5 protein-coding genes, 1 tRNA gene and 1 riboswitch are annotated in these 12,112 nt (G+C 62.9%); of the genes, 4 read left to right on the top strand and 2 right to left on the bottom strand.

Translation table 11 applies throughout. From position 1 onward, the window contains the following. Positions 1–24: 24 nt before the first annotated feature. From ACIQH5_RS12965 to ACIQH5_RS12955, 3 genes are all read left to right on the top strand, one after another. Positions 25–112 (top strand) — tRNA-Ser (locus tag ACIQH5_RS12965). 206 nt (positions 113–318) lie between these two features. Continuing rightward, positions 319–1,104, top strand: a complete 786-nt coding sequence (locus ACIQH5_RS12960; protein ID WP_400403817.1) for a VOC family protein — start codon at positions 319–321, stop codon at positions 1,102–1,104. A 190-nt stretch (positions 1,105–1,294) separates the two neighbouring features. Then, positions 1,295–5,827 carry an ExeM/NucH family extracellular endonuclease gene (locus ACIQH5_RS12955; protein ID WP_400403814.1) on the top strand — a complete coding sequence of 1,511 codons (4,533 nt, stop codon included), beginning with the start codon at positions 1,295–1,297 and terminating at the stop codon, positions 5,825–5,827. A gap of 111 nt (positions 5,828–5,938) precedes the next feature. Here ACIQH5_RS12955 and cycA read toward each other — a convergent pair whose 3' ends face one another. Together cycA and ACIQH5_RS12945 are read right to left on the bottom strand one after the other, a co-directional pair. After that, a complete protein-coding gene (gene cycA / locus ACIQH5_RS12950; protein ID WP_400403811.1) occupies positions 5,939–7,420 on the bottom strand; it encodes a D-serine/D-alanine/glycine transporter in 1,482 nt (493 codons plus the stop codon). A 151-nt stretch (positions 7,421–7,571) separates the two neighbouring features. Beyond that, a riboswitch (glycine riboswitch) is annotated at positions 7,572–7,670 on the bottom strand. Positions 7,671–7,744: 74 nt separating this feature from the next. Then, positions 7,745–9,682, bottom strand: coding sequence for an FAD/NAD(P)-binding protein (locus ACIQH5_RS12945; RefSeq protein ID WP_400403808.1), 1,938 nt, complete (start codon positions 9,680–9,682; stop codon positions 7,745–7,747). 60 nt (positions 9,683–9,742) lie between these two features. Here ACIQH5_RS12945 and ACIQH5_RS12940 point away from each other — a divergent pair, with 60 nt between their 5' ends. Further along, a complete protein-coding gene (locus tag ACIQH5_RS12940; RefSeq protein ID WP_400403805.1) occupies positions 9,743–11,968 on the top strand; it encodes a prolyl oligopeptidase family protein in 2,226 nt (741 codons plus the stop codon). The last annotated feature ends 144 nt before the right edge of the window (positions 11,969–12,112 follow it).

Below are 12,112 nucleotides of genomic sequence, written 5' to 3'. Positions count from 1 at the left end.
TCCCTATGAAACACTACTAGGCGAGGAAGGTTGTCCGAGCGGCCTAAGGAGCTGGTCTTGAAAACCAGTGTGCGGTAACCCCGTACCAAGGGTTCAAATCCCTTACCTTCCGCAAATAAGATGCCCCGGGTCCCAGGACCCGGGGCATTTTTGTGTCTGCGGACGTATATCTGCGGCGTGGTTCCCGTTCCGAACTGAGAACTGACAACCGGTAAATCATTGAAACTGTCAGAGGCCCCACATAGTGTTCTTCCTGTCTCCACACCACGGACATCAGCTGCACCTTTTGGCTGCGGCACTACAACAGGAGCCTCACCTATGCCCAAGCCTGACATCACTCCCGGTTCCCCTTGCTGGATTGACCTCATGACGTCCGATACGGAAAAAGCGAAGGCCTTTTACACGGCACTTTTCGGTTGGACCTACGAAACAGGAGACCAGGAGAAGTACGGCGGCTACATCACGGCTTCCAAGGACGGCCGGATGGTTGCGGGCATCATGGAGAAGCAGGCGGACATGGGTGCCATGCCGGACCTCTGGTCCACGTACCTGCGCACTGACGACATCGCGGCCACTACCGCGGCCGCAGCCGCCAGCGGGGGCCAGGTGCTCCTGGAACCCATGGAGGTCCCTGAGCAAGGCAGCATGGCCATGTACGCGGATGCTTCCGGTGCAGCTATAGGCGCTTGGCAGTTCGGGGAAATGAAGGGCTATGAGATTGCGGCGGAGGCCGGTGCTCCCGCTTGGCACGAACTCCTGAGCAAGGACTACGAGTCCGCGGTGGCCTTCTACCGGAAGGTCTTCGGCTGGGACACGTCAGTCATGAGTGACACCCCGGAATTCCGTTACACCACCCTTGGCGCCGGCGACGACGCCAAGGCAGGGATCATGGATGCTTCCGGGTTCCTCCCCGAACAGGTCCCCTCGATGTGGAGTGTGTACTTCGCCGTGGAGGATACAGACGCCAGCGTTGAGCAAGCCACGGCCCTCGGCGCCACCGTCATGCAGCCCGCGGAGGACACTCCTTTCGGGCGATTGGCCACGTTATCCGACCCCACGGGAGCCGTCTTCAAGGTCATCCAGGATTTGGGTCAGACCAACTAGTCGCCGTACCACCGGACCGGCGCACGGTCCCTCATTGTTGACCTTGGGTCAACCCTCCATTCATCCGTTCGTGTTCAGCTAGGTCCGAGGCAGCTTTACCCGGGAGTAACTTCCGGCATTCGCCCACTTCACAAGACAGTGGGCGCCATTCATGGAGCTCCAAAGGGCTCACTGATGAAAGTTAGAGCGGATGCAACAACAACACTGGAAACTACTCGCGGGAACGGTCCTGTCAGTCGGGTTGCTAGCGGCCCCGCTGACAGCCGTCCCGGCCATGGCCGCGGACGATCCTGCCGCAGCCGCTACCTCCCCGGTGGTGATCAACGAGGCCTACCTCAGCGGCGGAAGCAGCGGAGCCGCCTTCAAGAATAAATTCGTGGAGCTCTACAACTCCTCGGACGCCCCGGTCAGCCTGGCGGGCTGGTCTCTGCAGTACCGGTCAGCCACGGGCACGGCTGCGCCCACAGGCATCACTCCCCTGACCGGCAGCATTCCCCCGAAGGGATACTTCCTGGTCAAGGGTGCCACTAATAGCGGTACGTCAACCGCACCGGAACTGCCCGCTGCTGATGTTCAGGCAACCGGCACACTGAACCCCGGCGGAACAGCCGGAACCCTGGTCCTCGCCAAGCAGCCAGGCGCAGTCTCACCCCTTCCTGCGGGTTCGGTGACGGGCAACGCCGCCATCGCCGACCTCCTCGGCTATGGGACTTCCAACACCTTTGAGACCGCCGCGGCCACTGCACCCATCACCAACGCGGACGTCAAGAGCCTGAACCGCACCAACGGTGTGGACACCAACTCCAACGCCGCTGATTTCAGCCTCAACGCGACTATCACTCCCACGGCCTCCACCGGCGGCGGGACTCCACCGGTTGATCCCCAACCGGAGCCCGGCGTCAAAGCCATTGCCGAGATTCAGGGCACCGGCCCCGCCAGTCCGTTCGTTGGCAGTACCGTGACCACCAGCGGCAAGGTTACGGCCGTCTACGCAACAGGCGGTTTCAACGGCTACTACGTCCAGACCCCCGGAACTGGCGGTGAAAGCGCGGGGGCGGCCAGGACGGCGTCGGACGCTTTGTTCGTCTATTCACCCTCGACGACGGCCACGGTCCAACCCGGCGACTACCTCCAACTCACCGGCGTGGTCAGCGAATTCGCCAACCAGACCCAGCTCACCGTTGAAGCTGCAGGATTGAAGAAAATGACCGAGGCGGCACCGGAGGTCAAGTCCACTCCGTTCACCTTGCCCGCCAACGAGGCCGCGCGGGAAAGCCTGGAGGGCATGCTCCTGGCTCCACAGGGTGACTTCACGGTGACGGACAACTACTCCCTGAACCAGTACGGCGAGATCGGCCTCGCAGCCGGTACATCCCCTCTGGTGCAGCCCACTGCGGTGGCCACCTACGGCTCGCCGGAATACGCCGCTGTGGTAGCTGACAACGCGTTGCGCGGCATCAAGCTCGACGACGGCGCGTCCACCAACTTCCTCAAGGACGCCACCACCAAAGCCCAGCAACTGCCCTACCTGACAACATCGGACCCCGTACGCGTGGGCTCGCCTGCGCAGTTCCGGACCGACGTCATTTTGGGCTACGGCAACAACTCCTGGAAGTTCCAGCCCCTCACCGCGCTGACTGCGGCCAACGCTGACTCCGTCCAGCCTGCAAGCTTCACCACCACCCGGCCGGACGGTCCCGCGGATGTTGGAGGCAACCTCAAACTGGCTTCCTTCAATGTTTTGAACTACTTCCCCACCACCGGTGACCAACTGTCCGGCTGTGTCTTCTACACCGACCGCGACGGCAACCCGATCACGGTCAAGGAAGGCTGCAACGCCCGCGGTGCCGCCAATGCCGAGAACTTCGAGCGCCAGCAAAACAAGATCGTCGCCGCCATCACCAAGTCCGGCGCCGACGTCGTATCCCTCGAAGAGATTGAGAACTCGGCGCAGTTCGGCAAGAACCGCGACGACGCCCTGTCCAAACTGGTGGACGCCCTCAACCTCAAGACGCCGGGCGTGTGGGACTACGTGCGCACACCCGCCAACGCTCCCCCGCTGAACGATGAAGACATGATCCGTACCGCGTTCATCTACAAGAAGTCCGTGGCCGAGCCCGTGGGCGAGTCCATCATTCACAATGACACCGTGGCTTTTGCAAGTGCCCGCAAGCCCCTGGCCCAGGTTTTCAAGCCGGTGGGCGGAGACGATGACAAGAAGTTCATCGCGATCGTGAACCACTTCAAGTCCAAAGGCTCAGCAGCAACGCCGGATGACACGGACAAGGGCCAAGGCGCCTCGAACATCGCCCGCACCAAGCAAGCCGAATCGCTGCTGGCCTTCTCCCAGGAACTTCAGGCCTCGAAAGGGACAGACAAGGTCTTCCTGATCGGTGACTTCAACGCCTACTCCAAAGAAGATCCCATCAACGTCCTGACAGGTGCCGGCTACACGGACTTGGAAGTGGGTACCGGCAAGCACTCCTACCTGTTCGGTGGCATGGTGGGCTCCCTGGACCACATCCTGGCTTCCCCTGCCGCCCACAAGGTGGTCACCGGAACCGACATCTGGAACATCAACTCCGTAGAGTCCGTGGCGCTGGAGTACAGCAGGTATAACAACAATGTGACCAACTACTATGCCGGTGACGAGTTCCGGGCCAGCGACCACGACCCTGTGGTGGTGGGCCTGAACCTGACCGCCGACGAAGCTGCCACAGTTGACCTGCAGTTCCTGGGTATCAACGACTTCCACGGCCGCATCGACTCGAACACGGTCCTCTTCGCCGGAACAGTTGAGAAGCTCCGCGCGGCAGCTGCCCCCGGCGCTACGGCCTTCATTTCCGCCGGTGACAACATCGGGGCTTCCCTCTTCGCTTCCTCCGTTGCGAAGGACCAGCCCACCATTGATGTCCTGAATGCCCTTGACCTGCAGGCCTCCGCCGTAGGCAACCACGAGTTCGACGGCGGCTGGGCGGACCTGCGGGATCGCGTTGTTGCCGGCGGGAGCAACGCGAAGTTCGCTTACCTGGGCGCGAACGTTTACCAGAAGGGCACCACCACACCGGTCCTGCCGGAGTACAAGGTCCTGGACATGAACGGCATGCGTGTAGCCGTGATCGGTACAGTGACCCAGGAAGTTCCGTCTTTGGTGACGCCGGCCGGAATCACGGACCTGGAGTTCGGCGATCCTGTTGAAGCCATCAACCGGGTGGCCGCGAAGATCAAGGCTGAAAACCTGGCCGACCTGATCATCGTGGAAAACCACGACGGCGCCGCTTCCGGCACGCCCGAGGGCGCCACCTTGGAGCAGGAAGTTGCTGCCGGTGGTCCGTTCGCCAAGCTCGTCAACGAAACCACTCCTGACGTCGCCGCGATCTTCACGGGGCACACCCATAAGGAGTACGCCTGGGACGCCCCGATCCTCGATGCCAACGGCCAGCCCACCGGCAAGACCCGGCCCATCGTCCAGACCGGCAACTACGGTGAGAACGTGGGCAGCGTGACCCTCACAGTGGACACGGCAAGCAAAACGGTCACTGCCTACAAGGCCGCCGTGGTGGATCGGACCACCGAGACCTCTGAAAGCCTCGTAGCTGCCTACCCGCGGGTGGCAGCTGTGAAGACGATCGTGGACAAGGCCCTCGCCCAAGCCGCAGAGATCGGCAACCAGCCGGTGGGTGCAGTGACCGCTGATATCACCACCGCCTTTACCCCGGACCCGGCTGGCGGCGCCCCCAAGCGGGACGACCGCGCGAGTGAGTCCACGCTGGGCAACCTGGTGGCGGATTCCCTGGTGGATACGCTCAAGGCGCCTGAACTGGGAGCGGCGGAGATCGGCGTCGTCAACCCCGGCGGCTTGCGCAACGAGCTGTACTACGCCCCGGACGGCACCATCACCTACGCCGAGGCCAACGCGGTCCTGCCGTTCGTGAACAACCTCTGGACCACGTCCCTGACGGGTGCGCAGTTCAAGACCCTCCTGGAGCAGCAGTGGCAGACCAACCCTGACGGCACCATCCCCAGCCGCCCTTACCAGCAGCTGGGCGTGTCCAAGAATGTCAATTACACCTACGACGCCGCTCGCCCCGCCGGGGACCGCATCACCGGCATCTGGGTGAACGGAGCCGTGATTGATCCTGCCAAGCAGTACAGAATCGGTACCTTCAGCTTCCTGGCTACCGGAGGTGACAACTTCCGGATTTTCAAGGAAGGCAGCAACACCAAGGACACAGGCCTGGTGGACCGCGATGCGTGGATCAAGTACCTGCAGGCACATAATCCTGTGTCTCCGGACTTCGCACGCCGTTCCGTTGCCGTGGCCAACACCACTGCGGCTGAGGTGAAGGCCGGAGATTCCATCGCTTTGGCTGTCTCCAAACTGAACCTCACCTCCATCGGCAGCCCGGCCAACGCAACGCTGAACGCTGTGTTCCTTGATTCCAAGGGCACTGCTGTTGCTCTGGGCCCCGTCCCGGTCACAGCCGGTGCGGCCACGGTGAACCTCAAAGTGCCCGCAGCGGCAGCTGCAGGGACGGGCACGCTGGTGCTCACCGCCGTCGAAAGTGGAACCGTGGTGAAGGCGCTGGTGAACGTGGCTGAGAGCGGTCCAAACCCGCCGCAGTGCACCGCACCTGCCAAGCCGTCCAAGTGGTACGACGTCGTGGGATGGCTCCGGTACGCGTTTGCATGGCTGGAGTATCAGAGGTGCTTGAGGGGCTAACCGCTCCTTAGCGTGAACAAGAAAGGCCGGACCCCTCACGAATTCGTTCGTGAGGGGTCCGGCTGTTTGTTCTACGAAGCTGTTTGTCCTATAAAACTGTTGCTCCGCGCCTTACTTGTTTGCAGGTACCGTTTCTTGGACGTTGTCCAAATCGACCCTGTCCGCGTCCCGCTGGAGCTCAGCTTTGAACTCCTCGTAGCGGGCCAAGTGCGCGGGGCGGCGGCGGAGAATCAGCCAGGCGACCCCCAGGATAACGAACCACACGGGAGTGGCCAGCAGTGCCATGAGAGTGTCCGGCTGGGTGGTCAGCGCCCACAAAACGAAGGCAAAGAAGGCGAACACTACCCACACCATCACCACTCCACCGGGCATCTTGAACGCCGAGGACTCGTGCAGGTGCGGACGACGCTTCCGGAAGGCAAGGTAGCTGGCCAGGATGATGGACCACACGAAAACAAAGCAAACAGCGGACACGGTGGTCACCATGTCGAACGCCTTGCCGATGTCCGAGCCTGCGTACATGAGGACGACGCCGGACAGCAGCAGGATGCAGGACAGGAACAGGGCGTTGCGGGGTACTTTACGTCCGGAGAGCGCACCGAACACCTTGGGCGCGTCGCCCTCCTGAGCCAGACCGAACACCATGCGGGACGTGGAGTAGATGCCCGAGTTGGCGGAGGACATTGCGGAGGTCAGCACCACAAGGTTGACGATGGTGGCCGCTGCGCCGAGGCCTGCCAGCGAGAACATGGCAATGAAAGGGCTGTGTCCGGCAGCGAACTGGGTCCACGGGGTGACGGACATCAGGATGATCAGCGCGCCGACGTAGAAGAGCAGCACACGGATGGGGATCGAGTTGATGGCCTTGGGCAGGTTCTTCTCGGGGTCCTTGGCCTCGGCTGCTGTGGTGCCCACCAGTTCGATGCCCACGAACGCGAAGACGGCGATCTGGAAGCCTGCTACAAAGCCCATGAATTCGTTGGGGAAGAAGCCGCCATGGCTCCACAGGTTGGAGAACGTGGCCGGTCCGGCATCGGACTGGAAGCCGCTGAAAATCATGAACAGGCCAACAATGATGAGGGCAGCGATGGCCACGATCTTGATGAGGGCGAACCAGAACTCGGTCTCACCGAAGGCTTTCACCGTGGCGAGGTTCAGGAGCAGGAGGATGCCGATGGTGATCAGTCCCGGCACCCAGAGGGGCAGGGCCGGCCAAAGCTCCTGGGAGTACCCGGCGATGGCGATCACGTCCGCGATCCCTGTGATGACCCAGCAGAACCAGTAGGTCCAGCCGGTGAAGAAGCCGGCCCAAGGTCCCAGGAGGTCCGCTGCGAAGTCGCTGAAGGATTTGTAATTGAGGTTGCTCAGCAGCAATTCGCCCATGGCACGCATGACGAAGAACAGCATGAAGCCGATGATCATGTACACGAAGATGACGGACGGGCCGGCAGCGGAAATGGTCTTGCCGGAGCCCATGAAAAGGCCGGTGCCAATGGCTCCGCCGATGGCGATGAGCTGGATGTGCCGGTTGCTGAGTTGTCGCTCGAGGTGGGGTGAATCTGGACCAGTGGAAGGCGGGCGCTGAATCGTCAAAGGAACTCCATCGTTCAGGCGGCACAGGGTGCCACATTGATTCGGGTTCCTCCCCGCTCTGTACGTGGACCTGAGAGTTTCCGCGGCCCTGCAGGGCAGGACCGCTTGCACCTTCGGTGAGCCCGGTGACCGGACTGCTTTCCAGAGTTGCCTCGCCGCGGCGGTACATGGGCCTGAGAGATTCCTGGGGAGGGTTTGCTCCTACGGCGCCTGACGGGATGTACCGGCAGGACTCTCCCGCCGCAGATCAAAAGCGCGCACCATCTATTCGGTGATGCAGCTCACACCATAGCGAAGAGCGGAAGCACCCGCAAGCTGGCGCCGCTAGCGGCCCAGAATGCTGCGGGCAATCTCGTCCGCATCACGCAGGGTCCGCTGTCCGCTCGCGTAGGCCGGGCCGGTGCGCGGCTTCGCTTCCGCAGCAATGGCCGTCCCCCACTGTGAAGCCGAGAGTTGAAGGCCCAGCACGTACAGTCCGTCGGTGACCGATCCGTTGGCCGCCAGGGGCCGGTACGGGTGTGGTTCAACGTCAAGACCGGTGGTCTGCATGGGCGTCCCTTCAACGCTCATCATGATTTTGGTGCGCACCAGACCATCCGCCATGAGCTGTTCCAGCAGGGGCGAGAGGTTGATGCCCACCCTGTTAGCCGGAGACATCGCCTCGATGAGGGTCCGGGCTTCGACCGGGGAGTCGTGCACCCACGGCGAAACCGCCCGGAACACTTTGGCGCCCCGGTCCACACTGAACTTCGGGTCCGGGCCCACAAAACTCACGACGCCGGCACGCGCCAAAGCGGCCAGCTGTTCCGAACGCAGGGCTGGCGCGCCGCTGGCCAACCCTTCAACAAAGGACTCGAACCAGCCGCGCAACCCTGCCAGCCAGGACTCATCGGTGATGCCGCCGTCCGCCACCACCGATTTGAGGATGGCCCGTCCAGTGTGAAGAGCACCGATGGCCATCTTGACGGGGTCCGCCTCACCCAGCGCTGATCGGCGGGCATCATCATCCAGATATGCCGTGATAGCGGCGTCCAGCTCGCTCCGGGACGCGAACGTCCGGCCCGCGAGCGGCGCCGCGAGCCCCCGCAGATTCAAGCGGCGGGAAGTGACCACGTGCTTTTCAACGAGGTTTCCCACGTCAATTTCCCAGTTCGCAGTGGTGTGCGCATGCGGTTGGAGCGCATCTTCAAGGTCTGCGAGGAACTGTGCGGGGTCCTTGATCGAGGCTGGCTGGGACCGGGCAAGCGTTGAGTAATAAGCCCACAGGGCATCGCGGTGCAGCAGCGGCCAGAGGTCATGATCGAAACCGGGCTGGATGCCGGCCGCGCGGAACCTGTCCACCGCGGCTTCTGTCAGGTAGCGCATGGTGATGCTGCTGGGGTAATAGCCTGCCAGCCCCGCCTTTGCCCGATAGGGGGTGCCTCTTCGGGAGGCAGCAATGATCCTCGGTTCCCTGCCCGAGGCCCGATACTCCAAGACACCCGCGCCCGGCGAACCAGCCTCGACGAACTTGCCGCCCCGACCCTCCGTCAACTGGCCCATGACGTCAAAGAAGTTCAAACCCATGCCGCGGACCAGCACGGGCTCATTGTCCGGCACAGCCTGCCAGTCGACGTCTGCCGGCGGAGCAGGCGGGAAATAGAGCAGCCCACGGTCCTCCGCCGCGCTCTTGAAGGACCGCTGCTCCGGATTAAGCCGGGATTCGATGTGGCCCAGCGCGAGGACCACGGAACCGACGGTGAGTGTGGCGCCGTTGGCGAGTTCGACGTCGAACCCGTCTTCAACCGGGCGCGCAGCAACGGCGAGTGTCTGATGGAAGGTGACCTCGACGCCGTCGGGCAGCCGTTTTAGCAGCCCATCCAACGTCTGGCGAAGGTAGCGTCCGTACAGCGCGCGGCTGGGGAAGTCATGCGATTCGAGCGTGGCCAACTCAGCCTTCTCGGCGTCGTCCAGTCCCTCGCCATCACGACGACGGACCTCCCGCCACTGATCGAACGAACCACCCGTGAGCGGAGGGGCGAGCTCGGGGTCCTCAGGAATGAGGGTGGGATAGAACGACTGGGTGTTCATCAGGAACAGGCGTGACTGCTCCGGCTGCCACACGTGGCCCGAACCGGCCGGGTACGGATCCACAACGTTGACGCAAAGGGTGGTTCCTGGCTGGCTGTCCGCAGCCCAATTCGCAAGCAACCGCTCAAGGACACTGGTGCCCCGGGGGCCGGCCCCAATCAGGGCAACACGGTTGGTTTGCGATTTAGCCACGCTCTAGCCTAACTTCTGTGTGACTTGCTTACTGTTGAACAGTGTTGCTTGGATGGGGCGATGACCACCGCAGAAGCTGATCAGACGCCACCTCCCCAGAATGACGTAACGGCTTCCGGCCCGCGCCATGCAGCGGACGTCGCGCCTGAGCCCACGGATGAAAACATTTGGCTCGAGGATATCCACGGCGAAGAGCAGCTGGCATGGGTCCGCGAGCAGAATGCACGCACTGAAGACCTGCTGGAAGACACCGAGTACCAGGCCGTCGAAGCCGGCATCCTGGAGGTCCTCGACTCCACGGACCGGATCGCCATGGTCAACAAGCGTGGCGATTTTTACTACAACTTCTGGAAAGACCAGGAACACCCCAAGGGACTCTGGCGCCGCACCACGTGGGAAAGCTATCTCTCCAACGAACCCGAGTGGGATGTCCTGCTCGATATCGACGCCCTTGCCGCCTCCGAAGGCATCGAGTGGGTGTTCCACGGAGCCGGATTCCTCCGCCCTGCCGACGGTGCCGCATACCGTCTGGCCATGGTCTCGCTCTCCCCCGACGGCGGCGACGCTGACCGCCACCGCGAGTTCGACGTCGAATCCCGCACCTTTGTGGAGGGCGGCTTCGACCTGCCCACAGCCAAGGGCAACGTCAGCTGGCTGGATGCCGATACTTTGCTCGTCTCCAGCACCGCCGACGGCTTGCCTGCGACAACCTCCTCCTATGCGCGGACCGGCGTCAAGCTTCGTCGCGGCCAATCCCTTGCGGACGCTGAACGGCTCTTCGACATCCCGGAGGACCACATGCTGGCGATGGTGGCCCACGACTCCACCCCGGGCTATGAACGGACCTTCGCCGTGGACTACATCGACTTCTACAACCGGAGTACCTCGCTGCTGCGCGACGACTCCTGGCAGGTCATCGATGTTCCCACCGATGTGAACATCAGCGCCCACCGGGAATGGTTATTGTTCCGTCCGCAGAAGGACTGGGATATTGCCGGCGTTGTTTACCCTGCGGGTTCCTTGCTGGCCGCACATTTCGACTCGTATCTGGCGGGGTCCCGTTCACTGCTGGTCCTTTTTGCCCCCGACGCCCACACCTCCTTGCAGTCCTGGAGCTGGACCAAGGACTACCTCCTGCTGAACCTCCTGCGCGACGTGTCCTCTGAAATCCGGGTGCTCGACCCGTCTCTTGTTGACTCCGATGGGGTGTGGGCATCCACTGTCCTGGACGCCTGCCCTCCCCTGCACGACGTCAATGCCTATGCTGTGGACGACGAAGACACCGGCACCGAAGGCAACGACTTCTGGCTGGTGGCCACAGGCTTCACCACGCCGACGACGTTGACGCGGGGGACGCTTCTTGCGTCCACTTCCGGGGGCTCCAGCGTGGCGAGCCGGCATGCCGAAGTGAAGCGGTCGCCGTCGTTCTTCAACGAATCCGACTACGAAGTCCAGCAGCACTTCGCCGTGTCCGCCGACGGGACCAAGGTCCCCTACTTCCAAGTCGCGTCCAAGGACCTGGTGTTGGACGGCCAGAACCCCACCCAACTGTCCGGCTATGGCGGCTTCGAGATTTCCCGGACACCCGCATACAGCGGAACCATCGGCCGGGCCTGGCTTGAGCGCCGCACCACCGGCGCAGCGTCCGACGACGGCGCTGCCGCACACTCACGAGGCGGCGTCTACGTGGTTGCGAACATCCGCGGAGGCGGCGAATACGGTCCCTCCTGGCACCGCGCGGCACTCCAGGAAAACCGGCACCGCGCCTACGAGGACTTCGCCGCAGTGGCAAACGACCTCATTTCGCGAGGTGTTACCAGCCGCCGGCGGCTCGGTTGCGTCGGCGGTTCCAACGGTGGCCTCCTGGTAGGCAACATGCTGACCCAGTACCCGGAATTGTTCGGAGCCGTGTCCTGCGGTGTGCCGCTCCTGGACATGCGCCGCTACACCAAGCTATCCGCGGGCTACTCGTGGATTGCCGAATATGGTGACCCCGACGTGCCGGTGCAATGGGAATTCATCCGCACTTTCTCGCCGTACCACCTGCTTCACGACGGTGTGGAATACCCCGAGACCTTCATTTGGACTGCCACTTCCGATGATCGTGTGGGTCCTGTCCAAGCCCGCAAAATGGCGGCACGCATGCAGGCCATGGGCATCCCGAACGTCTGGTTCCATGAAGCCTTGGAAGGCGGACACGCGGGAGCATCGGATAACAGGCAGGCGGCAGCACTTCAGGCCCGGAGCAACCACTTCCTCTGGCGTTCCCTGGCCGGGAGCAACTGACACCCTGCCCCGGGCCCCCGCTTCCCGGCCCCGCTTCCCCCGTCCGCTTCGATGGTTCCCTGCTGAGAGTGCCGCGCGCACGGCATGTCTGGCAGGGAACCATCGAAATGGGCAGCTTGGCCAAGGCGTTTTGCGCTGGAAGGC

It is taken from the genome of Paenarthrobacter sp. NPDC091711, from assembly GCF_044756605.1.
In the GTDB taxonomy this organism is placed as follows: domain Bacteria; phylum Actinomycetota; class Actinomycetes; order Actinomycetales; family Micrococcaceae; genus Arthrobacter.
Note: the sequence above shows the minus strand (reverse complement) of the source record. Positions and strands in the feature narration are given on the sequence as shown.

Excerpts from the sequence above, each read along its gene's own strand:
- ACIQH5_RS12960 (WP_400403817.1), top strand. The coding sequence starts at position 319 with ATGCCCAAGCCTGACATCACTCCCGGTTCCCCTTGCTGGATTGACCTC.
- ACIQH5_RS12955 (WP_400403814.1), top strand. The coding sequence starts at position 1,295 with ATGCAACAACAACACTGGAAACTACTCGCGGGAACGGTCCTGTCAGTC.
- ACIQH5_RS12940 (WP_400403805.1), top strand. The coding sequence starts at position 9,743 with ATGACCACCGCAGAAGCTGATCAGACGCCACCTCCCCAGAATGACGTA.